Annotated in this window: 23 protein-coding genes and 1 tRNA gene; 6 read left to right on the top strand and 18 right to left on the bottom strand. The window is 46.5% G+C overall.

Annotated features, from left to right (window positions below; all coding sequences use genetic code 11):
• Positions 1-57: 57 nt before the first annotated feature.
• The 14 genes from nuoH to H3L97_RS03845 form a co-directional block, all read right to left on the bottom strand.
• Positions 58-1,107 (bottom strand): NADH-quinone oxidoreductase subunit NuoH, encoded by a 1,050-nt coding sequence (gene nuoH, locus H3L97_RS03910; RefSeq protein WP_097113851.1) that lies wholly within the window; start codon positions 1,105-1,107, stop codon positions 58-60.
• A gap of 2 nt (positions 1,108-1,109) precedes the next feature.
• Positions 1,110-3,356, bottom strand: coding sequence for an NADH-quinone oxidoreductase subunit NuoG (nuoG, locus tag H3L97_RS03905; protein WP_097113850.1), 2,247 nt, complete (start codon positions 3,354-3,356; stop codon positions 1,110-1,112).
• 226 nt (positions 3,357-3,582) lie between these two features.
• Entirely contained in the window at positions 3,583-4,038 is a 456-nt protein-coding gene (locus H3L97_RS03900; RefSeq protein ID WP_097113849.1) for a hypothetical protein, read from the bottom strand.
• A 70-nt stretch (positions 4,039-4,108) separates the two neighbouring features.
• Positions 4,109-5,410 carry an NADH-quinone oxidoreductase subunit NuoF gene (gene nuoF, locus H3L97_RS03895; RefSeq protein ID WP_097113848.1) on the bottom strand — a complete coding sequence of 434 codons (1,302 nt, stop codon included), beginning with the start codon at positions 5,408-5,410 and terminating at the stop codon, positions 4,109-4,111.
• A 5-nt stretch (positions 5,411-5,415) separates the two neighbouring features.
• On the bottom strand, positions 5,416-5,868 hold the full coding sequence (locus tag H3L97_RS03890) for an endonuclease domain-containing protein (RefSeq protein ID WP_097113847.1): 453 nt from the start codon (positions 5,866-5,868) through the stop codon (positions 5,416-5,418).
• A 315-nt stretch (positions 5,869-6,183) separates the two neighbouring features.
• Positions 6,184-6,873, bottom strand: coding sequence for a hypothetical protein (locus tag H3L97_RS11815; RefSeq protein ID WP_097113846.1), 690 nt, complete (start codon positions 6,871-6,873; stop codon positions 6,184-6,186).
• Between the two features lie 155 nt (positions 6,874-7,028).
• Positions 7,029-7,502, bottom strand: coding sequence for an NADH-quinone oxidoreductase subunit NuoE (gene nuoE, locus H3L97_RS03880; RefSeq protein ID WP_097113845.1), 474 nt, complete (start codon positions 7,500-7,502; stop codon positions 7,029-7,031).
• A 66-nt stretch (positions 7,503-7,568) separates the two neighbouring features.
• The gene (locus H3L97_RS03875; RefSeq protein WP_002642676.1) at positions 7,569-7,955 is read right to left on the bottom strand and encodes a hypothetical protein; all 387 of its coding nucleotides are present in this window, start codon (positions 7,953-7,955) and stop codon (positions 7,569-7,571) included.
• Positions 7,956-8,010: 55 nt separating this feature from the next.
• Complete coding sequence (gene nuoD / locus H3L97_RS03870; RefSeq protein ID WP_097113844.1) at positions 8,011-9,267, bottom strand: NADH dehydrogenase (quinone) subunit D; 1,257 nt, start codon at positions 9,265-9,267, stop codon at positions 8,011-8,013.
• Positions 9,260-9,847, bottom strand: coding sequence for an NADH-quinone oxidoreductase subunit C (locus H3L97_RS03865; protein ID WP_097113843.1), 588 nt, complete (start codon positions 9,845-9,847; stop codon positions 9,260-9,262). Before H3L97_RS03865 ends, nuoD begins: the two co-directional genes overlap by 8 nt.
• Before the next feature lie 120 nt (positions 9,848-9,967).
• Positions 9,968-10,330 (bottom strand): nuclear transport factor 2 family protein, encoded by a 363-nt coding sequence (locus H3L97_RS03860; protein ID WP_179655792.1) that lies wholly within the window; start codon positions 10,328-10,330, stop codon positions 9,968-9,970.
• Between the two features lie 54 nt (positions 10,331-10,384).
• Positions 10,385-10,816 carry a nuclear transport factor 2 family protein gene (locus tag H3L97_RS03855; protein WP_097113841.1) on the bottom strand — a complete coding sequence of 144 codons (432 nt, stop codon included), beginning with the start codon at positions 10,814-10,816 and terminating at the stop codon, positions 10,385-10,387.
• 40 nt (positions 10,817-10,856) lie between these two features.
• A complete protein-coding gene (locus H3L97_RS03850; RefSeq protein WP_097113840.1) occupies positions 10,857-11,336 on the bottom strand; it encodes a NuoB/complex I 20 kDa subunit family protein in 480 nt (159 codons plus the stop codon).
• The gene (locus H3L97_RS03845) at positions 11,327-11,695 is read right to left on the bottom strand and encodes an NADH-quinone oxidoreductase subunit A (RefSeq protein WP_097113839.1); all 369 of its coding nucleotides are present in this window, start codon (positions 11,693-11,695) and stop codon (positions 11,327-11,329) included. The genes H3L97_RS03850 and H3L97_RS03845 overlap by 10 nt, the downstream gene beginning before the upstream one ends.
• A gap of 275 nt (positions 11,696-11,970) precedes the next feature.
• Between H3L97_RS03845 and metE the strand changes: the two genes are divergently transcribed.
• Positions 11,971-14,253, top strand: a complete 2,283-nt coding sequence (gene metE, locus H3L97_RS03840; protein WP_097113838.1) for a 5-methyltetrahydropteroyltriglutamate--homocysteine S-methyltransferase — start codon at positions 11,971-11,973, stop codon at positions 14,251-14,253.
• 262 nt (positions 14,254-14,515) lie between these two features.
• Here metE and H3L97_RS03835 read toward each other — a convergent pair.
• Positions 14,516-14,591 (bottom strand) — tRNA-Phe (locus tag H3L97_RS03835).
• 262 nt (positions 14,592-14,853) lie between these two features.
• On the opposite strand from H3L97_RS03835, the gene H3L97_RS03830 reads away from it, so the two are divergent.
• The 5 genes from H3L97_RS03830 to H3L97_RS03810 are packed head-to-tail and all read left to right on the top strand — an operon-like array spanning position 14,854 to position 19,148.
• Positions 14,854-16,320 carry a type IV pilus assembly protein FimV gene (locus H3L97_RS03830; protein WP_097113837.1) on the top strand — a complete coding sequence of 489 codons (1,467 nt, stop codon included), beginning with the start codon at positions 14,854-14,856 and terminating at the stop codon, positions 16,318-16,320.
• A gap of 3 nt (positions 16,321-16,323) precedes the next feature.
• Positions 16,324-17,538, top strand: coding sequence for a DNA-binding transcriptional response regulator (locus H3L97_RS03825; protein WP_097113836.1), 1,215 nt, complete (start codon positions 16,324-16,326; stop codon positions 17,536-17,538).
• A gap of 21 nt (positions 17,539-17,559) precedes the next feature.
• Positions 17,560-18,099 (top strand): GTP-binding protein, encoded by a 540-nt coding sequence (locus H3L97_RS03820; protein WP_097113835.1) that lies wholly within the window; start codon positions 17,560-17,562, stop codon positions 18,097-18,099.
• Between the two features lie 2 nt (positions 18,100-18,101).
• On the top strand, positions 18,102-18,746 hold the full coding sequence (locus H3L97_RS03815) for a peptidase M23 (RefSeq protein ID WP_097113834.1): 645 nt from the start codon (positions 18,102-18,104) through the stop codon (positions 18,744-18,746).
• A 36-nt stretch (positions 18,747-18,782) separates the two neighbouring features.
• On the top strand, positions 18,783-19,148 hold the full coding sequence (locus H3L97_RS03810; RefSeq protein ID WP_097113833.1) for a roadblock/LC7 domain-containing protein: 366 nt from the start codon (positions 18,783-18,785) through the stop codon (positions 19,146-19,148).
• 94 nt (positions 19,149-19,242) lie between these two features.
• On the opposite strand, the gene H3L97_RS03805 is transcribed toward H3L97_RS03810, so the two are convergent.
• From H3L97_RS03805 to H3L97_RS11920, 3 genes are all read right to left on the bottom strand, one after another.
• Positions 19,243-20,090 (bottom strand): IS630 family transposase gene (locus H3L97_RS03805; RefSeq protein WP_182073065.1). Its coding sequence is split into 2 segments (ribosomal slippage): positions 19,243-19,775 and positions 19,775-20,090, totalling 849 coding nucleotides; the frame shifts between segments, so codons are not numbered across the junction.
• Positions 20,091-20,124: 34 nt separating this feature from the next.
• Positions 20,125-20,502, bottom strand: a complete 378-nt coding sequence (locus tag H3L97_RS03800) for a hypothetical protein (RefSeq protein WP_097115266.1) — start codon at positions 20,500-20,502, stop codon at positions 20,125-20,127.
• Between the two features lie 29 nt (positions 20,503-20,531).
• Positions 20,532-23,087 (bottom strand): NAD-dependent DNA ligase LigA, encoded by a 2,556-nt coding sequence (locus tag H3L97_RS11920; protein ID WP_244958353.1) that lies wholly within the window; start codon positions 23,085-23,087, stop codon positions 20,532-20,534.
• Positions 23,088-23,185: the final 98 nt, after the last annotated feature.

Here is a 23,185-nt window from a genome sequence, read left to right as displayed (position 1 = left end):
GCTGCCTGAAACGGTGGGGCAAGCCCCACCCTAGGGATTTCGCTGGACGCGCAGTCCTCATTTCCACAAGCTCAAAGGTGACACCATCCACAAACCCAGCAGCACAATGCACACAAAGGTAATCGGAATCAGCACCTTCCAGCCCAAACGCATGATTTGGTCGTAGCGGTAGCGTGGGAATGTGGCGCGTATCCACAAATAGCCATACAGCACAAACGCCATTTTCGCAAACATCCAAAACGCGCTGGGTGCACCAATCACGCCCCAACTTTGTGGGAAGGGCGACAGCCAACCACCCAAAAACATGATTGCCGTGAGTGCGCCAATCAAAATCATGAAAATGTATTCCGCCAAGAAAAACAAGGCAAAGGCAAAACCCGAATATTCCACATGGAAACCTGCCACAATTTCGGACTCGCCCTCTGCCACGTCAAATGGGGCGCGGTTGGTTTCGGCTACGGCTGAAATCAGGTACACAATGAATGCGGGGAAAAGCGGCAACCAGTTCCACGAAAAGATGGAACCGCCTGCTATGCCTTGTGCTTGGCTGGCGACAATGTCTTTGAAATTCAGGCTGCCTGAAACCATAATCACGCACACCAAAGCCGCACCCATTGCAATTTCATAAGAAATGGTTTGTGCCGATGAACGCATCGCGCCCAAAAAGGCGTATTTGGAATTACTCGCCCAGCCTGCAATAATCACGCCATACACCGACAGCGATGTAATCATCAAAATATACAGCAAACCTGCGTCCACATTGGTCAAAACCCATTCTTCGGAAAAGGGAATCACCGCCCAAGCCGCAAACGCGGGCGCAAGCGACAACATGGGGCCAATGTAAAACAAGGCTTTATTGGACAAAGTGGGGCGCGTTACTTCTTTAAACAGCAGTTTCAACACGTCTGCAAAGGGCTGAATCAAACCCCAAGGCCCAACCACATTCGGGCCCGTACGCAACTGCATGAAACCAATCACTTTTCGTTCAAAATAAGTGAGATACGCCACGCTCAAAATCAAGGGGGCTAAAATCAGCACAATTTTAACCAAAATGGACACAATCAAACCGATGTCTTGTCCCAATAAATTTTGAAACCATTCTTGCATGATTATGCCCTCGTCAATTCAATCACGTTCATCAAACCGCCCAAAACGGCATTGTCGCTGTGGTGTGGCAGATGAACCACATTTTCAGGCAGGCTGTTGTCGGCACGCACCGATACGGCAACACGCGCACCGTTTTGCACGGCTTGCGCGGCATCGCCATCAAGCAAACCAAAACTTGCCAATGTAATGGGATTGACCCTTGCCACAGGTTGCGCGGCATGGCTGGTTTGTTGCAAAGACGTGGCTCGGCGCACAATCGGGTCGCCATGATAAATGCCCACGCCACCCACGCGCACCATTTTGTGCAAGCTGCCTGAAACGCTGCTGCCACGCCAAGTGCTGTGGTTGTTCAATTTTTCAGGCAGGGTTTGGGTGGAGATGGCTTCGGCAAGCACTTCTTCGCTGCTATTGAAATCAAAGCCTTGCAATTCAAACACATTGCCCAACACGCGCAAAATTTTCCACAAGGGACGCGCCTCGCCCAAAGTTTTGACCACGCCATGAAACGATTGCACACGCCCTTCCATATTGATGAAACTGCCCGAAGTTTCGGTAAATGGCACAATCGGCAGCAAAATGTCGCACACTTCGCGCAAGGTTTCGCTTTCGTAAGCGGTAAACGCCATCACGCTGGCGGCTTGTTGCAAAGCGGCAACGGCTTGGCTGCCACCCAAAATGTCCACATCGGGTTCCACATTCAGCAGCACAACGGCTTTTTTCGGCTGCGCGACCAAATCGGCAACGTTCGCTTGGTTGAAACCGACCACGTCTGCGCCCACGCTGTTGGCGGCGGTGGGCAACACGCCCAAAATCGCGCCTGTTTGCGCTGCCAGATTTTGTGCTGCTGCGTAAATGCCTGCATAATCATGATGATATTGCACATCTGCACCCAAAATGATGGCGGCACGTTCGGCATTTTTCAGGCTGCCTGCAACGTGTTCAGGCAAACGTTGCAAATAATCCGCCCATTGATGGGGATGAACCACGTCTTGCGCCAACAGGGGCATGTGCAATTCTTCGCGGTTGGCGGCAACCACGCTCAACGCCATGCCTTCTTTGGCGGCGCGGCGCAAACGGGCGGTTAAAAGTGGCTGTTCGCTACGCAAATTCGCGCCCAACACCAGCACCGCATCGCAAGCGAGTAATTGTTCAATGCTTTGTCCCAACCATTGCGCCCCGTTCAGGCTGCCTGAAAGTCGGCTGTCGTTTTCGCGCAGACGGGCGGTGGTGTTGCGTATGCCCAAGCCGTCTGCCCATTTTTTTGCCAAATGCAATTCTTCCAAAGTATTCATGGGGTTGGCAAACACCGCAATTTGCTCTTTGCCATCTTCTTTGGCAATGCAATCAAGGGTGTGGCGAACGTATTCCAAAGCGGTTGTCCAGTCCACATCGCGCCATTCGCCGCCGTGTTTGATTTTGGGCGTGGTCAAACGGCTTTCGTGGTACAAACCTTCATAGGCGAAACGGTCGCGGTCGGCAATCCAACATTCGTTAATCGCTTCATTTTCAAGCGGCAACACGCGGCGCACGGTGTGGTCTTTCGTTTGAACAATGAGATTGCTGCCCAAAGCGTCATGCGCGGAAATGGATTTGCGGCGCGACAATTCCCACGAGCGCGAATCGTAACGATACGGCTTGCTGGTCAAAGCACCCACAGGACACAAATCAATCACATTGCCCGACAATTCGGTTTCCACCGCCTTGCCGATAAAGGGCATGATTTCGGAAAACTCGCTGCGGTGTGCCATGCCGATTTCTTGCATGCCCGCGATTTCTTCCGTGAAACGCACACAGCGCGTGCAATGAATACAACGGCTCATTTCGGCAGCCGAAACCAAAGGTCCCATGTCTTTGCCGACTACGGCGCGTTTTTCTTCTTGATAGCGGCTACCTGATTTGCCATAGCCCACCGCCAAATCTTGCAACTGGCATTCGCCACCTTGGTCGCAAATGGGGCAATCAAGTGGGTGGTTGATGAGCAAAAATTCCATTACGCCCTGTTGCGCCTGTTTGGCTTTGGCGGAATGGGTATGCACCACCATGCCGTCTGTAACAGGTGTGGCACAGGCAGGCAGGGGTTTGGGGGCTTTTTCCACGTCCACCAAGCACATGCGGCAGTTGGCGGCAATGGACAATTTTTTGTGGTAGCAAAAATGGGGAATGTAAGTGCCAAGTTGGTGTGCCGCCTCAATCACGGTTGCACCTTGTTTGACTTCCACTTTTTTGCCGTCTATTTGGATTTGTAACATGGTTCGTTCCTAGTTACGTTTTTATATTTAAAAGGAATGTGTTTCAGGCTGCCTGAAAAAGGGGCAGCGTTTCATTATTTTTTGGGAACAGAGTTTTCAGGCAGCCTGAAATCAATCTTCCCATAATCTATCCCATTTGTAGAGTGCGCCATGCGCATCATTTTTTACAGCAATTATTTAATATTTCAATGTGTTTGGTGTGCAGGGCGCACCCTACTCTACCGTCCTATTTTTTACTGCATTTCATGCCCGTCTTAATAACTCCCCCAATATCTACATTCACTTCAACAGTATTATAATTATAATAAAATGCAATTAAAACACTAATACCAATTACAGCAATAGCACTATAAATGAGCATAGAAATACCTGCTATCGTGGTAGCAGTCGTAGGGTTTTCAACGCCAACACTCTCAGCAAAATTAAAAAAATTTGCTTGATAAACACTATCTTTAAAAACTTCATCAGTTATGGAGCTACCCATAACATTTTTAGCAGCATTACTATTCGTAACAGCACCTACAACCAATGATAAAGCTAATAAACCTAATATCCATTTACTAGTTTGTTTAACAGTTTCTGCTTGCTTCATTAAATCAAAAAGCTCACCAACAATAATAAATTCATCAACTTTATTATTTATTGCAGTTTCAAGCTCTTCTTTATTTTCAACAATCAACATAATTATAAATACCTAAATTGAGTATAAAAAATATTCAAATACCACAAATTTCAGGCAGCCTGAAAAAGCTTTACCACCCACCCCACTTATGTTCTTTCATCGGCTTGCCATGCTCAATATAATGCTCAAATTCAGCGCGGAAATGCTTGGTAAAACTGCGAACGGGGAACACCGCCGCGTCCGCCAACGCGCAAATGGTGCGTCCAGCCATATTGTTGCCCACGCTGTCCAGCAAATCCAAATCATCGGGGCGACCTTTGCCAGTCGCAATGCGGTGTACCACGCGATACAGCCAGCCTGTTCCCTCACGGCAAGGTGTACATTGACCGCACGATTCTTCGTGGTAGAAATACGCCAAACGCTCCAAAGCCTTGACCATGCAAACATCTTCGTCCATCACAATCACCGCGCCCGAACCAAGCATTGAGCCAGCTTTGGCAATGGAATCGTAGTCCATATTGCACGCCATCATGATGTCGGCAGGCAACACAGGCGCAGACGAGCCACCTGGAATCACGGCTTTCAATTTCTTGCCGCCACGCATACCGCCCGCCATCGCCAACAATTCGGCAAATGGCGTACCGAGCGGCACTTCGTAATTGCCAGGGCGTTCAACGTGTCCTGAAATGGAAAACAGTTTCGTGCCGCCTGCACCTTCCACGCCCTGCGCCAAGAATTTTTGTCCGCCATCTTTGATGATGAACGGCACGGAGGCAAACGTTTCCGTGTTATTGATGGTGGTGGGTTTGCCATACAAACCATAGCTGGCTGGGAATGGCGGTTTAAAGCGTGGCTGACCTTTTTTGCCTTCCAAACTTTCCAACAAGGCGGTTTCTTCGCCACAAATGTACGCGCCATAGCCATGGTGGGCGAACAGCTCAAAATCAAAGCCCAAGCCCATGATGTTTTTGCCCAAAAAGCCTGCTTGACGGGCTTCGACTAATGCGGCTTCAAAGCGTTGATAACCTTCAAAAATTTCGCCGTGAATGTAGTTGTAACCCGATGCCGCGCCCATGGCGTAGCCCGCGATAATCATGCCTTCAATCAGCGCGTGGGGGTTGAACATGATGATGTCGCGGTCTTTGAATGTGCCTGGTTCGCCCTCGTCTGTGTTGCAGACCACATATTTTGCACCTGGAAAAGAGCGCGGCATAAAGCTCCATTTCAAGCCCGTTGGGAAACCTGCGCCACCGCGACCGCGCAAAGCCGAAGTTTTCACTTCGTCAATGATGTCGTTTTGGGGGATTTTTTCGCTCAAAATTTTGCGTAACGCGCTGTAACCGCCACGCGCTTGGTAAGCGGCGAGTGTCCAGCAGTTGGGGTCTTGTGTGGGGACGTTTTCAAAAATCACGCCTGATTGATAAATTGCCATGTTTTCTACCTATTTATTTTATTTTCAGGCAGCCTGAAATAGTCAATCTTCCACTCATTTGTCCCCTCCCCCGTCTCCAACGGGGGAGGGTTAGGGTGGGGGCAATCGCTGCCACAATATTTCAAAATCTGTTCTAAAACTGCTTCAGTATTCTGTAAAACTTCATTATTCCAAAATCGCACAACACGATAACCCTGACTGTTTAAAAATTCGGTTCGCGCATTATCGTAAACGATTTGTTCGGCGTGTTGTCCACCATCTAATTCAATAATTAATTTGTGTTCCATGCTGACAAAATCAGCGATGTAACTGCCTATTGTCTGTTGTCGGCGGAATTTGATGCCGTTTAATTGTTTCTTTCGCAAAAAATACCATAAATGTTGTTCTGCCAACGTCATATTTTTGCGTAAATTTTGTGCATAAGGTTTTAAAACTCGGTTACGGGTTGTTTCTGGCATACTGTTTTGCCCCCACCCTAGCCCTCCCCCGTTTGGGACGGGGGAGGGAACAGGTTACTGCTTATTCTGCTGTTTCAGGCTGCCTGAAAGACTTTTTTCTGCCATTTTCAATTTATACCAACATTATTTTGTCGCTACTGCAATCTGTCCCCTCCCCCGTCCCAAACGGGGGAGGGTTAGGGTGGGGGCAAGCAAAGCAGCCTGAAAATGCCTCGCTTTAATGCAGGGTACGTATTACGCACCGTTTTATTTGTGAATTTGTCAATTTTTTGGTGCGTGGTATGTACCCTAAACTTTGATTTTAATATCAATTCTTTAAGGGTTATACCTTTTATTTCCACCCGAAGTAATACAATATCGTCCACCACGAGGTCCATAACACACTTTATAATCTACACAAGCACAATCATTACCACTACTATGATATTGTTTTTTACGACTTACTTTACCATCTAGCGTAGGATTTTGATTTGATTTCATAACCTTTTTATTATTACTTTGTTCTTTCTTCTTATTATTGCTTTGTTCTTTTTTGTGATTTACAACAGTATTCTGCTTTGATGTCGTTACAGTATTACTTTTTTTAGAACTGCTTTTTTCCAAAGAAGTTGTATCTACAACCTCATTATCTATATCATCAGTGGCTTCACTACTTTCTCCACTCAACAATTTATCACACATTCCATTTGGAATACCTTTTTCAACCAATTTATGCTGATATTCTACCGCCATAGATTGAGCTTTATTAACTGCTGCATCTGCTGCTTTTTCTTGCGAACCATGCTTTTTAATTTGTTTTTTCAAATAATTTGCAGACAAAATTTCATCAAAATAAATACCTATATTTGCAATATCTGCTCTATCATATTCACCACAAATTTGATATTTAGCACTCTCTTTTGCATAATCAGATAAATATTTTTCAAGCTCACCATCACTATTAATATTTTGAGCTGTTGAAATTACTGGAACAAATAACATAAATAATGTAATTAGTTTTTTCATGTTTTATCCTTAAATATATTTTCAGGCAGCCTGAAAATGCCACACTACCCATGTAGGGTGGACATCGTCCACCATTTCATTGAATGATTTGAATGTTTTGGTGGACAGTGTCCACCCTACCATTTCCCATATCCCAAAAGCAGCCTGAAAAACCTTTACTGCAATTCCGCCAATTTCGCGTCAATCGCTGCCGCGTCCATAAAGCTGCACATTTTGTGATTATTCAACAGCATAACGGGGGCATCGCCACACGCGCCCATGCACTCGCCTTCTACCAGCGTGAATTTGCCGTCTGCGGTGGTTTCGCCATAGCCTATGCCCAGTTTTTGTTTCAGGTATTCGCCTGCGTCCACGCCACCGCGCAAGGCGCACGGCAGGTTGGTGCAAACCGTGAGCTTGTATTTGCCCACAGGTTGCAAATCGTACATATTGTAGAACGTTGCCACTTCATAAGCGGCAATGGCAGGTATGCCAATGTAATTTGCCACAAATTCAATGGTTTCGGGTTTCAGCCAGCCCAATTCCACTTGGGCAATCCGCAACGCGCCCATCACCGCACTGCGGCGTTGGTCGGCGGGGTATTTGGCTAATTCAATGTCAATTTCTTTTAATGATTGTGCGGATAACATTTTATCATCCTAAAATAAAATAATAATTTGATTTTCAGGCTGCCTGAAAAATCGTTTTGCCTATTTTTAACGCCAACCTGCTTTTTTCCGTGCAAAATAACGCATAATCCAAGGCAAAGCTAAAAGCGGTAATGCTAAACCTATCCAAATCAGTGGGTTACTATCGCCAGCTTTGAATTTAGTTTGAATAAAATGATACAAACCGACAATCATGGCTAAATAAGCATACGTTCTTATCACTTGCGGAAAATACAACGGTAATTCTTCGTACTCCGTCAAAGTTGAATGTCCCATTGCCACTTCTTCTGAATATTGCCCATGAATTCGTGCGCTATAAAAGGGAATAATGGGAATGTGTAAAATCGTAAACCAATAAGTTGCAATATACGAACCATCTTCTTCTTGACAGCATTCGCCAACAAATTGCGTTCCAATGCCATTAAATGTACTCATTTTTATATATTCTCGTTTTCAGTTTATATATTCTCGTTTTCAGCCTGCCTGAAAGCTATCTGTCCACTTCGCCAAATACAATATCTTGCGTACCGATAATCGCCACCACGTCTGCCAGCATATGCCCACGCGCCATTTCGTCCATGCCTTGCAAATGGGCAAAACCTGGGGCGCGGATTTTCAGGCGATACGGCTTATTTGCACCATCGGAAATCATGTAAATGCCAAACTCGCCTTTGGGGTGTTCCACCGCCGTGTAGGTTTCGCCTTCGGGAACGTGCATGCCTTCGGTGAACAATTTGAAATGGTGAATCAAATCTTCCATACCTGTTTTCATGTCGGTGCGTTTGGGTGGCGCGACTTTTTGGTCTTCCACAATCACGGGCAAATTCGGATTGGCGCGTAACCAGTCGGCACATTGTTTGATAATCCGTACCGATTGACGCATCTCATTGACACGACACAAATAACGGTCGTAGCAATCGCCATTCACGCCCACAGGAATGTCAAAATCCACTTGGTCGTACACTTCGTAAGGGGTTTTCTTGCGAATGTCCCACTCCACGCCCGAACCGCGCAACATCACGCCTGTAAAACCTTTTTGCAAGGCACGTTCAGGCGACACCACGCCTATGCCCACCGTGCGTTGTTTCCAAATGCGGTTGTCGGTCAGCAGGGTTTCCAGCGTGTCGATGTTTTTGGGGAAACGTTCGCAAAATGCGTCAATGAAGTCCAACATCGTGCCTTCGCGCGATTTATTCAATTCTTTCAATACTTTGGCGTTGCGGTATTTGCTGGATTCGTATTTGGGCATAAAATCGGGCAAATCGCGGTACACGCCCCCTGGACGGAAATAAGCCGCATGCATACGCGCCCCCGATACGGCTTCGTACAAATCCATCAACTCTTCACGGTCGCGGAAAGCGTACAAAATCGCGGTCATTGCGCCAATGTCCAGCGCGTGCGAACCCACGCCCATTAAGTGATTCAAAATGCGCGTTACTTCGGCAAACATGGTGCGTATGTATTTGGCGCGAATGGGGACTTCAATGCCCATCAATTTTTCAATCGCCATGCAATAGGCTTGCTCGTTTACCATCATGGAAACGTAGTCCAGCCTGTCCATATACGGCAGGGCTTGCAGATAAGTTTTTGTTTCAGCCAGCTTTTCCGTGCCGCGATGCAATAAACCGATGTGTGGGTCGGCACGGACGATGGTTTCGCCCTCCAATTCCAAAATCAGGCGCAATACGCCATGCGCGGCTGGGTGTTGAGGACCGAAGTTGATTGTGTAATTGCGTAATTTAGCCACCGTAGTTCTCCTCGCGTACTATGCGCGGTGTGATTTCACGCGGCTCAATGGTAACAGGTTGATAAACCACGCATTTTTCATTTTCATCGTAACGCATTTCCACATGACCTGAAATGGGGAAATCTTTGCGGAATGGGTGTCCGACAAAACCGTAGTCGGTCAAAATGCGGCGCAAATCGGGGTGATGATTGAAAATAATGCCATACATATCAAAGGCTTCACGCTCATACCAATCTGCGCTGTTGTAAATGGGGGTAACGGTTTCCACCATGGGCAGATGGTCGTCTTGCGCCCACACGCGCACGCGAATGCGCTGATTGTTTTTCACGGAAACCAAGTTGCTGACCACCGCAAAGCGTTTGCCGTGCCACACTTGGTTTTTGTAGGTGCTGTAATCCACACCGCACAAATCCACCAAACTTTCAAAATGCAATTCGGGGTGGTCGCGCAAGGTGGTCATGATGTCCAAATAGTGTTCAGGCTGGCATTCAACGGTGATTTCGTCAAATGCCAAGCTGATTTTGCTGGCTTTTTCGCCCAAAATTTCGGTGCAGGCTGCCTGTAAATCAATAACGTGCATTTTTCGTTCCCAGTTTATCTTTTTCGTAGGGTGCAAGTTGTTGCACCAAATCAATTAAATCAATGTGTTAATATGGTGCATCAAGATGCACCCTACTTTTTCAGGCTGCCTGAAAAACGGCTACACCACAATTTTCATGATTTGCCATGTTTGTTTCTGTTTGGCAAATGACAGGGTTTGACCGATTTGCCAAATTTTGCGTGTACCATAAATTTCTGCATCGGTTTGCCCTTTTACATACATTTCGGCTTGATTGCCGTTGATGGTAATGCGGCAAATCTGTTTTTCATAAGAAAAATAATGGAATGTGCCATGATGAATGTATGCCAAAAAATCTTCTAATGGCTGCACATAACCCGTTACATGGGTAAGCGTCAAATTTTTATCGCACAGTTGGCGAATGGTCTCAAAATCGGCTTGAATGACCGCATTCATGTAATCGTCAAAAATTTTTTCAATAATCGCCTGTTCCGTCATCATCATGGCTTTCATTATCTGAAAAATCTTTTCAGGCTGCCTGAAATGCTCGCCGCACAATTAAAGCGAATGGCTTTCGCTAATCATAAAATGGGCAACGCGCTTGGCAATCAGCCACTTACCGTCTTGTTTAACAAAATCATCAAGATAGCGAACGGAATGCGTTTGAATTTCGGTTTCATTTGCCAATTTCACCATGCAATACAGCACCGCGCTGGCAGTCGTTTCGCTGTGAAACGTAACCGTATGCTGACCATTGGCGTGATACATCGTTTTGAATTGCTTGGTAAAATCGGTAAATACCTGCTCAATTTGCTCATGACCTTGCATTTCATAAACCAGTTGACCGCCAATATGCGTGTTCACAACCGCATCGGAGGTAAACAGTTGCACAACTTGGTCGTGAATGCGCCATTCGTCCGCCAAATTGGAAAAGGTATCCACCACATCGCGTAGGGCTTGGCGGTCTAATAATTGTTGCAATTCGTTCATTTAATACACCTTTATGCTTTCAGGCAGCCTGAAAAAAATCTTAATGTCGCGCAATCGTATAAGTCCGCTTAATTTTGCCCTGCAACTGAATCAAGCCATACAACAAAGCCTCCGCAGTGGGCGGACAACCTGGTACATACACATCAACAGGCACAATGCGGTCGCAGCCACGCACCACCGAATAGGAATAGTGATAATAGCCACCCCCATTGGCGCACGAACCCATAGACAACACCCAACGCGGTTCTGCCATTTGGTCGTAAACGCGGCGCAAGGCGGGTGCCATTTTGTTGCACAAAGTGCCAGCCACAATCATCAAATCCGACTGGCGTGGCGATGGGCGGAAAATAATCCCAAAGCGGTCAAGGTCATAACGTGCCATGCCCGCGTGCATCATCTCCACCGCGCAGCACGCCAAACCAAAGGTAACAGGCCACAAAGAGCCTGTACGCACATAATTCAAAACGGTGTCCGCGCTGGCGGTAACGAAACCTTTATTTAAAACGCCTTCTATTCCCATTCCAGCGCACCTTTTTTCCATTCATAAACAAAGCCCACCGTCAAAACGACAATGAACACCAACATAGACCAAAACGCATACGCGCCCGTTTCCGCCATCAAATCTTTAAATACCACCGCCCACGGAATCATAAAAGCGACTTCCAAATCAAACAAAATGAACAAAATCGCCACCAAATAATAGCGCACATCAAATTTCATGCGCGCGTTTTCAAAGGCTTCAAAGCCGCATTCAAAGGGTGTGTCTTTTTCGTGGTAGTGACGTTTGGGCCCGAGCAAATTGCCCAACACAATAAACGCTATGCCTGCCACCAAACCAATGATGAGAAAAATCAAAACGGGAAAATAGTTTGCCAACATGATTGACCGCATTTCAAAAGTAAATTTTTGTAACGCGCCATTTTAAACCCTTTTGGGCGAGTTTAAAAGTTGCCGATTTAAAAATATTTAAGCATATCAATTTTTTAAATGATAAAAATTCCCATTCGCAAAAAACTGGGCTTTCAGGCTGCCTGAAAAACCCCACCACATGAATCAATTTCATTCACAAAACACAAAATTAGCAGTTGCATTCATGTAAAAAAACAGCGATTATCACGTTTTTGGTTAATCTAAATGATGATGGAGCATTTGCTATGAACACATTTCACTTATCTGGTTACCCTCGCGTGGGCGCAAAACGCGAATTGAAATTTGCCGTAGAAGCCTTTTGGAAAGGCGCAAAAAGCGAAGCCGAATTGCAAGAAGTGGCGGCTGAAATCCGCCGTTTGAACTGGGCAACCCAAAAAGCCGCAGGTGCCGATTTGCTGCCTGTGGGCGATTTTTCTTTCTATGACCATGTGTTGGATTTGTTGTGTGCGGTTGGCGCAATCCCCAAACGTTTCGGCTTTGACCCTGCCAATTTGACTTTGGAACAGTATTTCCAACTCGGTCGCGGCAACGCCACCCAATTTGCCATGGAAATGACCAAATGGTTTGACACCAACTACCACTACATCGTACCCGAATGGTATGCCAACACCGAATTTTCGGCACATTCTGCGCGTTTAATCGCACAAATCAAAGAAGCCAAAGCACAGGGTTATGACATCAAACCCACTTTGGTTGGTCCTTTGACTTTGTTGTGGTTGGGTAAGAAAAAAGAAGAATTTGGTTGCACCATCAAAACCTTGTTGCCCAAATTGCTGCCTGTTTATGCACAATTATTGCGCGAATTGGCTGCCGAAGGCGTGGATTGGATTCAAATTGACGAACCCATTTTGGCGGTGGACGCTGGCGAGGCTTGGACAAACGCCTTCCCCGAAGTGTACCAAGAATTGACCAACACAGGCGTTCGCATCATCATCGGCACTTACTTCGCTGGCGTGGGCGAACACGTTAAATTGTTGAGCAGCCTGCCTGTACACGGTGTACACATTGACTGCGTGCGCGATTACCCACAACTGGAAACCTTTGCCGACCACTACCCCAGCAGCAAAGTATTGTCCATCGGCTTGGTGGACGGTCGCAATGTGTGGAAAGCGAATTTGACCAAAATCATCGACACTTTGCAGCCTGTAAAAGAAATTTTTGGCAACAATTTGTGGATTGCGCCAAGCTGCTCATTGTTGCACAGCCCACAAGATTTGGCGGTGGAAGAAAAACTTGACCCCGAAATCAAAAACTGGATGGCATTTGCCGCCCAAAAATTGGTGGAATTGGGCATCATCAAACAAGCTCTGGAACACGGCAAAGACAGCGTTCAGGCTGCCTTAAAAGTCTCTGACGAAGCCGCCGCCGACCGCGCCACCAACAAAAAAATCCACAACGCTGCCGTACAAGCACGTTTGGAAAGCCTGCCTGCTGGTGCAGACCAACGCAAATCGCCATTCGCAACGCGCATCAAAGCGCAACAAGAATGGATGAAATTGCCCATTTTGCCCACCACCACCATCGGCTCATTCCCACAAACGGCTGAAATCCGCGCTGCGCGTGCCGCATTCAAAAAAGGCGAATTGTCTGCGGCTGATTATGATGCGGCAATGAAAAAAGAAATTGCCTACTGCGTTGAAATTCAAGAAAAATTGCAATTAGACGTACCCGTACACGGCGAAGCCGAACGCAACGACATGGTGGAATACTTTGGCGAACAGTTGGCAGGCTACTGCTTTACGCAATTTGGTTGGGTACAATCTTACGGCTCACGCTGCGTGAAACCGCCCATCATTTTCGGTGATGTGTCTCGCCCCAACCCAATGACGGTTTACTGGTCTTCCTACGCCCAATCTTTGACCAAACGCCCCATGAAAGGCATGCTGACAGGTCCTGTTACCATGTTCAAATGGTCGTTTGTGCGCGATGATGTGCCTTTGAGCGTGGTGGCAAAACAAATCGCTTTGGCTCTGAACGATGAAGTGTTGGATTTGGAAAAAGCAGGCATTAAAGTCATTCAAATTGACGAACCCGCAATCCGCGAAGCCATGCCATTGAAAAAATCACAATGGAATGAATACTTGGATTGGGCTTGCGAAGCCTTCCGCTTGTCATCAACAGGCGCAGAAGACAGCACGCAAATCCACACCCACATGTGCTATTCCGAGTTCAACGACATTTTGCCCGCCATTGCCAGCATGGACGCGGACGTGATTACCATTGAAACTTCACGTTCCGACATGGATTTGCTTACCGCATTTGGCGAATTCAAATACCCCAACGACATCGGTCCAGGCGTGTACGACATTCACAGCCCACGCGTGCCAGCAGAAAGTGAAATTGAACACCTGTTGCGTAAAGCAATGAATGTGGTGCCCGTTGAGCGTTTGTGGGTAAACCCCGACTGCGGTTTGAAAACACGCGGTTGGACGGAAACCATTGAGCAACTCGAAAAAATGATGAGCGTAACCCAAAAATTGCGCACAGAATTGAACACATCAAAATAATTGATGTGAAGTGAAAAACAGGCTGCCTGAAAGGGGGAAAACCTTTTTCAGGCAGCCTGAAACCTTTGCAAAACCCACTTTTAAACTAACGTAGGGGCGGATTTCATATCCGCCCTTTTTTCAATTTATTGATAAAAATGAAAATTTCTGCAAACCCAAACGGGGCAGATATGAAATCTGCCCCTACGAACCGAGTTTTGCAAAGGTTTCAGCCTGAAATGCAAAAATCCCTGAAACCGAAAAAGTTTCAGGGATAAAAATTTGGTGGTCAGAGGCGGGATCGAACCGCCGACACACGGATTTTCAATCCGTTGCTCTACCGACTGAGCTATCTAACCAATCGCTGTAAAAAACGTATTAAAACAGAAAACGCGCCCTTTGGCAAGCCCCAAATGCCACTTTATTTGCACACCGAATCGCCCTTTTTTCCAAAAAGTCGCCATCGGCAACAACAAAAGGTTTTATCACAATGTAAAAATGATGATAAAATAGGAAAATATCCGAATTTATTTCAACATACCAACACACACTTTTAATAGGAATAGGCTTAATAATGAAACACATCAAGCTGCCCAGTTCAGTTTTTTTTAGGGAGGGATTATGGACGATTTAAATCCGATGATGCTTGCCGCAGGTGGTGGAGGCATTATTCTGATTGCCATTTTGTTGATGATGAAACAAAAGCAACAAAAAGCAGCAGCCCAAAGCAGCAAAAAAACCAGCAAAGGCAAGAAAAACAAAGCCAAACAAGCTGAATCTGTTGCCATGGAAAACCAAGCCGAAACCGAAGGCGAAACAGCAGAAGAAGACGGCGAATGGGGCTGGACAAACGAAGCCTCTGCCCAATTTGTTGATGATACCAAAGTTTCGGTGCAAGACGTTGATGCCTTAACCGAATTTAATGTTTACAAACAATTTGGCTATTTTGAACAGGCTGCCGAATCATTGAGTCTGTATTTGCAAAACAATCCAGACAAAGCCGACACCGCCTTGGTCAGCGAACTGATTGATTTGTGGATGGAAGCCAAACGCGTTGATGATGTTTCCAACGCCCTGCTTTCTTACCAAGCCCTGCTTTCTACCGAAGCCGTAACCGATTATGTGAAACGCGGTTTGGCATTGGACGAAAACCACTTGGGCTTGCGCGTGCTGGCTGAATCGCGCTTGGGCTGGACGGTAACACAAACCGCCCAAGAAATTGGCGAACAAACAGGTATGCCACCTGTACAAGAACAAAACAGCAAAGCCATGCGCAACAAGAAAAAATTGCAAGAGGAAGAAGAATCAGCCCGCTTGTTGTCGCGCAAATTGCTGGTTACAGGCTCGGCTGGCTTGGGTCAAGTCAGCAACGAAGAAAAAGGCGCGGTGCTGGCATTCATGAATCCCGAACAAAGTGTGCGCTTGTTGCGCGGTTCTTTGTCTTACGAAGCCGCCAACAAATATTTGAACAAAGCCATTCGCGCATCGGGTCGCCCTGCTGCCTTGTTGATTGACGCGCTGACTTTTGATTATCGCGCCAACAATTTAAACGGCTTTGCCAGCCATTTGTGGAATTTGTATTTCAGCTTGGGACAATATGGTCGCCAAGTCAAAGAACGCATGTTGGGCTGGGGCTACAATTTGGGCAACCACCCCGTGTTTGACAGCTTGGAAGCCAACCCTGCCGACACCGCCGTTTTGCGTGAAATTGGCATTCAACAAGGCTTTTTGGATGCGGGCGCGAGCGTGAAAAAAGCCCGCCACAAATCACTGGTCATTGAAAATGCCGATGTGGACGCGGAACCACGCACCCCTGCCGAACGCGCTTTGAAAGAATCCGAATCTTTGTTGATGTATGGTCAATTAGACCAATCTATGGAGATTTTGGAACAAGCCATTCGCGATTACCCACAAGAATCTCAATTGTATGTTGCCTTGTTTGATTTGTATGAACGTGCGGAAGAGTGGGAGCGTTTGGAAAAATTGTTGCAAGAACTTCGCTTGCAAATTCAATCCTTACCCGAAGAAGTGGTGTTGGCAATGAGCCAATTACTGCAACGTTTTAATAATGGCTCATTTGGACATTAAAATATGAACAATAGTATCCCACAAGTAAAAACGGTAAAGCTGATGTTTGTTGCAATGGACGAACAGCAACAAGCCATGTTTAAAATGGCATTCAAAATGCACAGCACCACCAATTATCAAGTGATTGGTGCGGATTCCGCAGTTGATAAACCCGAATTGGTCATTGTGGACGCAGACAGCCCCATGGGTGTATCGGCATGGCACAAAGCCAAAACCGATTATCCCAAAAGTGTGGTGGTTTTCTTTTCTAAAAATCCACCCAACATTACTGCGCCTTATTTGTCTAAACCGATTAAATTTGACACTTTGTTTTTGAGTTTGCGCAACTTGATGCAAGGCAATGGCGTTTGGGTGGCACACCCTGGTGCCAACAATGCGGTACACAGTGGCGCAAGCCAACAAATGCGCAGCGCTGCACCCAATCAACAAACGCCCGTTCAACAAATGGTTCAGGCAGCCCAACAGCAGCCTGCCGCACAACCTCAACGTGCGGTGGAAGTAACCATTCCGCGTTTTGACCCACGTTTGGGCGTATTGGGCAAATTCCGCGAATTGCTGGCTCAACCCAAAGATACGGTTATTTTGTTTGAAAACAAACCTGTATTGGCAATTTTCCCCAATGCTCAACGTGTTTGGGTGCCCGATTCCAATACGCTGCAACAATTGTGTCGCCAAGAAAACCCTGCCTTAACGGTTAAAGCCATCGCCGAAGACAGCCCCATTGTGGAACGCGCCAATGCCACCATCACATCGTGCATGTGGCAAGTGGCAGTTTGGACGGCAAATGGTCGTTTGGCACACCCTTTAAATCCGAATACTTTATTCCATTTGCGCGGCTGGCCCAACTTAACCCGTTTGGCACCGCTGCCTGAATCCATGCGTTTGTCGGCATTTTTGACCAAAACCACGGTAAGCTTAAACATGTTGTACAAAATGATGCCTTTGGAAATGAGCGACATTTTGAACTACATTGCGGCAACTTATTTAACGGATTATTTGGTGATTACGCAACAGGCAGCCGAAAGCACTTCTGCCACAGCCACACAAGCCAAAGTACAAGTTGAACGTCCGCAACCAACCGCGCGTCCTGCATCGGCAACACGCCCCAACAACGTCAATCAGTATGATGATGACGACGATGATGACGATGAAGAGGAAGAAAAACCGAAGAAAAGCGGTCTGCTCAGTCGTTTGATGAAAAAACTTTTGAATAAATAACAAATAAAAAGGTACTGAATCATGTTAGTAGAAAATAAGATTATCTTTACAGGACCTGTGGGTGTGGGTAAAACCACGGCAATTGCCGCCTTGTCTGACGAACCCCCTATTCAAACCGATGCCAGCGCATCGGACATGACGGCGGTACGCAAAGGCTACACAACCGTGGCAATGGACTATGGTTTGATTCAATTAGATGAAAACACCAAAGTGCATTTGTATGGTACCCCTGGTCAGGAACGCTTTGATTTCATGTGGGACATTTTGAGTCAAGGCAGTATGGGTTTGATTCTGCTTTTGGATAACACCCGTGCCAATCCTTTGAAAGATTTGAAATTCTTTTTGGATTCATTCTCTGATTTATTGGAAACCGCGCCTGTTGTGATTGGTGTTACCAAAATGGACATTCGCGCCGTGCCAGGTATTGATGTGTACCAAAAATACCTGTTGCAACATGGTTTGAATGCACCCGTTTTTGAAGTTGATGCGCGTAATGAAGACGATGTTAAACAACTGGTTACTGCCATGTTGTTTCAAATTGACCCAGGTTTAGAGGTGTAAATATGGATTCAACACTGTCATTACAAACCAATTTGTATCCGCGCATTACCCCTGCTGGCGCGTTTTATGCGATTGCCAACAAAAGCGAAAGTGCCAGCCGCACTTTATTGTCCAACATTTTGAAAGCCGACAGCAATGAAATGCTGACGCAAGAAAAATTGTTGCAATGGGCTGAAACCAACGATGTGAGCGCGGCATTGAACTTGCTTTATCGCATGCAACGCTTGGAATTTTTGTATGGCGAAGAAAAAGCAAACGAAACCACCTTTACCGAAGGCGATTTGAAGGATTTGTTGCCACATTTGTCGGACAACCAAAAAGCCTTGTTGATTGACCAAGATGGTTTCTATTTTGCCAATGCGGGCTTTAACCACGAGGCGGCAGAAGAAGTTGCCATTTTGGCAAGTGAGGCAATTCGCCTGTCTGAACGCCACGCTTTGTTGATTAAAAACAATTTGAACATCTACCAAAATGCGTGGGGTCTGTGCGACCCTACTGGGCAAAGTGAATTGACCTTCTTCCCAATTTACATCAATGATGCCAAATACATTTTGGTAACAGGCGGTGCGCCACAACTGCACAAAGAGGCTTTTGTTGCTTTGGTTCGCACTTTGTATCACACGATTGATTCGGTTGCTGGCATGTAATGGCAGCCTTATGTAAATGATTGATTGGAATTAAAAATGCATGCACAACTTTTGACTTCTATTTTAAGTGATTTGAACAGCTCTTCTGCCGATATTGTTGCATCTGCGGTGATTTCTACTGACGGTTTGCCTGTGGCGCATTTGTTGCCTGCCAATGTGGACGCTGACCGCATTGGTGCGATGTCGGCGGCTTTGCTGGCATTGGGCAACCGCACCGCGCAAGAATTGGCTTGTGGCGAATTGGAACAGGTGATTGTAAAAGGCAAATTGGGCTACACCCTGTTGATTCAGGCAGGCGGCACCAATGTGTTGTGCTTGACCGCCAAAGAAAGCGCGAAATTGGGCTTGATTTTGCTGGACGCTCGCCGCGCTGCACGCAGCATTGTGGACGTGAGCAAGTAACACTTTAACAAAAAGAAAATGGGTAAAGGCGATGGCTTTTACCCATTTTTGTTTTCAGGCTGCCTGAACACCTTAATGATTAAATTTATTATAGTCAGTTAAAATAAGAATAGGACACTAACGTATCAGTAAAATGCCTTCCACTAGGTAAAATGGCTCGCATATATCTCTTGATGTTTGCCCATGTCCGTTCTATGGGATTAAGCTCTGGTGAATAAGGTGCAAGCGGCAAGATTTTATGCCCCCATTTGTGCGCCATTTCACGCAAAATACCCATACGATGAAATCGTGCATTATCCAAAATAATGACAGATTTTTTATTTAAAATAGGCAATAAACATTGCTCAAACCATGTTTCAAAAAAAGCACTGGTCATTGTGTTTTGATAAATCATAGGGGCAATCAGTTTGTTGCCGACTTGTGCGGCAACAAGCGATAAGCGTTGGTACTTTTTACCACTGATTTGGGCTTTGATGACCTGCCCCTTTGGGCTACGCGCATAAGGACGAAATAAGTAAGTATCAAATCCCGTTTCATCCAAATAAACACGCTGATAGTCAAAAAATTCAGCCAGTTGATTTAAATAATCTTTTACTTTATTTGGGTCTTGTTCTTTGTATGTGGTGGTCTTTTTTTACGCGTGATACCCATTCTTTTGAGTGCATAAAAAATGGCTGATTTTGAACAATTAAAATGTTCAGCTATTTCATGCAAATAAGCATCAGGGTGTTGTTGTATATGTTCAGCCAATTTTTGGCTGTTCAATTTATTGGCATTTTGCCCCTTTACTTGATGATTTAAGCTGCCTGTTTGCGCTTTCAAGCGTATCCATAGGTAAAGCGTATTTCTGGATATTTGGTAAGCTTGGGCGACTTTACTGATATTTTTGCATTGTTCATAATAGCTTAATGCTTTATTTCGCAGTTCTGTTGAATGTGCCATTTTTTAATCCTAAAAATTAGGGTATTGTACTATTTTATTTTGAATTGACTATATATTGAAGTAAATCAAATAATTGATTTTTAAGTTCATCAAAAGACAATTCATCGGTTTCACTTCCACCCCATGCCAAATATGTTTGCTGCATACGCTGAAATAATGCCTGTTGTGAAGTCGCCAAAATATGCGAAAACCGAACTGTATTAACCATGATATTCAACACGCCCAAAAAGCGTGTTTCAGTTTTAACAACATGAAATTTCAATATATTGCCCGACACATCATAAATGGCGTATTCATGGTTCAATACATCAATCGGTTCTATTTTTTGTTCAATTTCATCAATGGTTTGAAAAATATCCAATGAATTGCCTTCAAATACAAAAAAGGGCGCGGTTAAGATTGGCTTGTCCATGATTTTTTCCTTTCAGGCTGCCTGAAAACTCAACTTCCCAATAAATTCAACAAATCTTCTTCCGACAAAATCGCCACGCCCAAGCTCTGTGCTTTTTCCAATTTGCTGCCTGCTTCTGCACCTGCCACCACAAAATCGGTTTTCTTGGACACGCTGCCTGACACTTTGCCGCCAGCCGCTTCAATCATTGCGGCGGCTGCATCGCGTTTCAACGTGGGCAAAGTGCCTGTTAAAACAAAGGTTTTGCCTGAAATTTGCGTGTTCAGGCTGCCTGAAACCGCATTTTCAGTATGGGGCGAATGCCATTCGGGTAAATTCGCCAAAAAGTCGGCAACTTCGCGCAATAGGGCATGATTTTTCGGGATTTGTCGCCAAGTTTGCCATTCGGCTGGCAACACTTTGTCGTTGAGCAAACCGTCCACCATACCGCCTGCCAAATCCCACAATTCTTGGGCGCGTTTTTCGCTGATTTTGATTTCAGGCAGTCGCGCAATCCACCGCGCTGGACTTGCCAATTCGCGCACGTCCACGCTGATATTTTGCGATTGGGGTTCAACAAATTGCAATAATGCATGCAGGTTTTTCATGTTTTCAGGCTGCCTGAAATAGGCGGCAATGGACTGCGCCACCACGCCCCCAATATCGGACAAACACGCCAACACGGGCTGGGGCGCACGGCAAACGGTCGCCACATCGCCAAAGGCAGCGGCAAGCTGTTTGGCGGTGCTTTCGCCAACGTGCCGTATCCCCAAGGCGAATAAAAATCGGGATAACAAGGGTTTACGGCTGTTTTCCACGCCTTGCAAAATGTTTTCTGCCCATTTGCTTGCGCTGGATTTGGGGTCTTTGATTTTTTGCAATTTTGGGATATCCAGTTGATAAATATCGGCAAATGTTTGCAAAATATTTTGTTCCACCAAAGCCTCAATTTGCTTGTCGCCCAAGCCAACGATGTCCATCGCTTTGCGGCTGGCGAAGTGAATCAGCCCTTGGCTGCGCTGCGCTTGGCAGACCATGCCGCCTGTGCAACGCGCCACCGCTTCGTTTTCTTCGCGCACAATGGGGCTGGCGCAAACGGGGCAGTTTTCAGGCAGCCTGAATGCGGGAAATTGTGGCTCGGTGCGCGTTTCAGACTGGCTGAACAAATCGCCTTGTCCTGAAATTTCAATGGTTTGCATGGGGCGATGTTCCAGCACAACGCGCAAAACTTCGGGAATCACGTCCCCAGCGCGGCGCACCACCACCGTGTCGCCCACGCGCACGTCTTTACGCGCCACTTCGTCCTGATTGTGCAAAGTGGCGTTGGTTACGACCACACCGCCCACCGACACGGGTTTGAGCCGCGCCACAGGCGTGATTGCGCCCGTGCGCCCCACTTGCACATCTATGCCCTCCACCACCGTAAGTGCTTCTTCTGCTGGGAATTTGTGCGCGATTGCCCAGCGTGGGGCGCGTGAAACAAAGCCCAACTTTTCTTGTTGCGCCAAATCGTTCACTTTGATGACCATGCCATCAATTTCGTAGGGCAAATGGGGGCGTTTGGTGGACATTTGCTCGTAAAATTGCAAAACTTCGGCGATATTGGCACAGACTTTCCAGTCGTATTGCCCCCACCCTAGCCCTCCCCCGCAAGCAGGGGAGGGGATTGGTTTTTTGGTACTGCAAACATTTTCAGGCTGCCTGCAATCTGCTCCCTCTCCCTTTGGGAGAGGGCTGGGGAGAGGGATTTCGCTGTTTTGCCCTCTCCCTAACCCTCTCCCAGAGTGAGAGGGGACAAGTTCGTGGCACGATTGAGATTGTGGCAAACTGAAACCCAGTTCCGCCAACCACAACAATTCTTCCGCATGGGTTTTGGGGCGATTTTCTGCCACGATACCGTCAAATCGCGCAATACCGTAGCCGAAAAAATGCAATTTTCGTTCTGCCGCAATTTTGGAATTGAGCTGGCGCAGGCTGCCTGCTGCCGCATTGCGCGGATTGGCAAAAGGCTTTTGCTGTTGCGCGATTTGGCGTTCGTTTAGGGCGATGAAATCGGCTTTCAACATCAACACTTCGCCACGCACTTCAATCATGGTTGGAATGCGATTACCGTGTAATTTCAATGGGATATTGCGTATGGTTTTCACATTTTCGGTAACATCTTCGCCCACCGCACCGTCTCCGCGCGTGGCTGCCTGAACCAATACGCCATTTTGGTAAAGTAAGCTAATCGCCAAACCGTCAAATTTCGGCTCAATGGTGTAAGCTGTTGATGATACGCCCAAATCTTTGCAAACGCGCTCGTTGAACGCCAAAGTTTCCGCATGGTCAAACACACCATTTGCATTTTGCGGCGAAAAAGCATTGTTCAGCGACAACATCGGCACGGCATGGGCTACGCTGGCAAATTCGCTCAAAATCGCGCCGCCCACGCGCTGAGTGGGGCTTTCAGGCAGCCTGAATTGCGGAAACTCGGCTTCTAGGCGTTCCAATTCGCGGTAAAGTTGGTCGTATTCGCTGTCGGGGACGGTGGGCGCGTCCAAAGTGTAATATTCGTGGGCGTAGCGGTTGAGTTGCTCGGTTAATTGCTTGATTTTGTTTTGCATGATGATTTTTCAAAAACAGAAAAGATGACGCATTTTAACGAAAAAAAGCTGCCTGAAAACGGTTTTTTTCCTTTTCAGGCAGCCTGAATATCGCAACG

It is taken from the genome of Alysiella filiformis, from assembly GCF_014054525.1.
Lineage (GTDB): Bacteria > Pseudomonadota > Gammaproteobacteria > Burkholderiales > Neisseriaceae > Simonsiella > Simonsiella filiformis.
Note: the sequence above shows the minus strand (reverse complement) of the source record. Positions and strands in the feature narration are given on the sequence as shown.

Coding starts and splice junctions, on each gene's coding strand:
- H3L97_RS11815 (WP_097113846.1), bottom strand. CDS start 6,873: ATGAAAAAACTAATTACATTATTTATGTTATTTGTTCCAGTAATTTCA.
- H3L97_RS03900 (WP_097113849.1), bottom strand. CDS start 4,038: ATGTTGATTGTTGAAAATAAAGAAGAGCTTGAAACTGCAATAAATAAT.
- H3L97_RS03845 (WP_097113839.1), bottom strand. CDS start 11,695: ATGTTGGCAAACTATTTTCCCGTTTTGATTTTTCTCATCATTGGTTTG.
- H3L97_RS03850 (WP_097113840.1), bottom strand. CDS start 11,336: ATGGGAATAGAAGGCGTTTTAAATAAAGGTTTCGTTACCGCCAGCGCG.
- nuoG (WP_097113850.1), bottom strand. CDS start 3,356: ATGTTACAAATCCAAATAGACGGCAAAAAAGTGGAAGTCAAACAAGGT.
- H3L97_RS03860 (WP_179655792.1), bottom strand. CDS start 10,330: ATGATGATGACGGAACAGGCGATTATTGAAAAAATTTTTGACGATTAC.
- nuoH (WP_097113851.1), bottom strand. CDS start 1,107: ATGCAAGAATGGTTTCAAAATTTATTGGGACAAGACATCGGTTTGATT.
- H3L97_RS03865 (WP_097113843.1), bottom strand. CDS start 9,847: ATGCACGTTATTGATTTACAGGCAGCCTGCACCGAAATTTTGGGCGAA.
- H3L97_RS03855 (WP_097113841.1), bottom strand. CDS start 10,816: ATGAACGAATTGCAACAATTATTAGACCGCCAAGCCCTACGCGATGTG.
- H3L97_RS11920 (WP_244958353.1), bottom strand. CDS start 23,087: ATGCAAAACAAAATCAAGCAATTAACCGAGCAACTCAACCGCTACGCC.
- H3L97_RS03820 (WP_097113835.1), top strand. CDS start 17,560: ATGTTAGTAGAAAATAAGATTATCTTTACAGGACCTGTGGGTGTGGGT.
- H3L97_RS03800 (WP_097115266.1), bottom strand. CDS start 20,502: ATGGACAAGCCAATCTTAACCGCGCCCTTTTTTGTATTTGAAGGCAAT.
- H3L97_RS03825 (WP_097113836.1), top strand. CDS start 16,324: ATGAACAATAGTATCCCACAAGTAAAAACGGTAAAGCTGATGTTTGTT.
- H3L97_RS03875 (WP_002642676.1), bottom strand. CDS start 7,955: ATGAGTACATTTAATGGCATTGGAACGCAATTTGTTGGCGAATGCTGT.
- nuoE (WP_097113845.1), bottom strand. CDS start 7,502: ATGTTATCCGCACAATCATTAAAAGAAATTGACATTGAATTAGCCAAA.
- H3L97_RS03830 (WP_097113837.1), top strand. CDS start 14,854: ATGGACGATTTAAATCCGATGATGCTTGCCGCAGGTGGTGGAGGCATT.
- metE (WP_097113838.1), top strand. CDS start 11,971: ATGAACACATTTCACTTATCTGGTTACCCTCGCGTGGGCGCAAAACGC.
- H3L97_RS03890 (WP_097113847.1), bottom strand. CDS start 5,868: ATGCCAGAAACAACCCGTAACCGAGTTTTAAAACCTTATGCACAAAAT.
- H3L97_RS03815 (WP_097113834.1), top strand. CDS start 18,102: ATGGATTCAACACTGTCATTACAAACCAATTTGTATCCGCGCATTACC.
- H3L97_RS03810 (WP_097113833.1), top strand. CDS start 18,783: ATGCATGCACAACTTTTGACTTCTATTTTAAGTGATTTGAACAGCTCT.
- nuoF (WP_097113848.1), bottom strand. CDS start 5,410: ATGGCAATTTATCAATCAGGCGTGATTTTTGAAAACGTCCCCACACAA.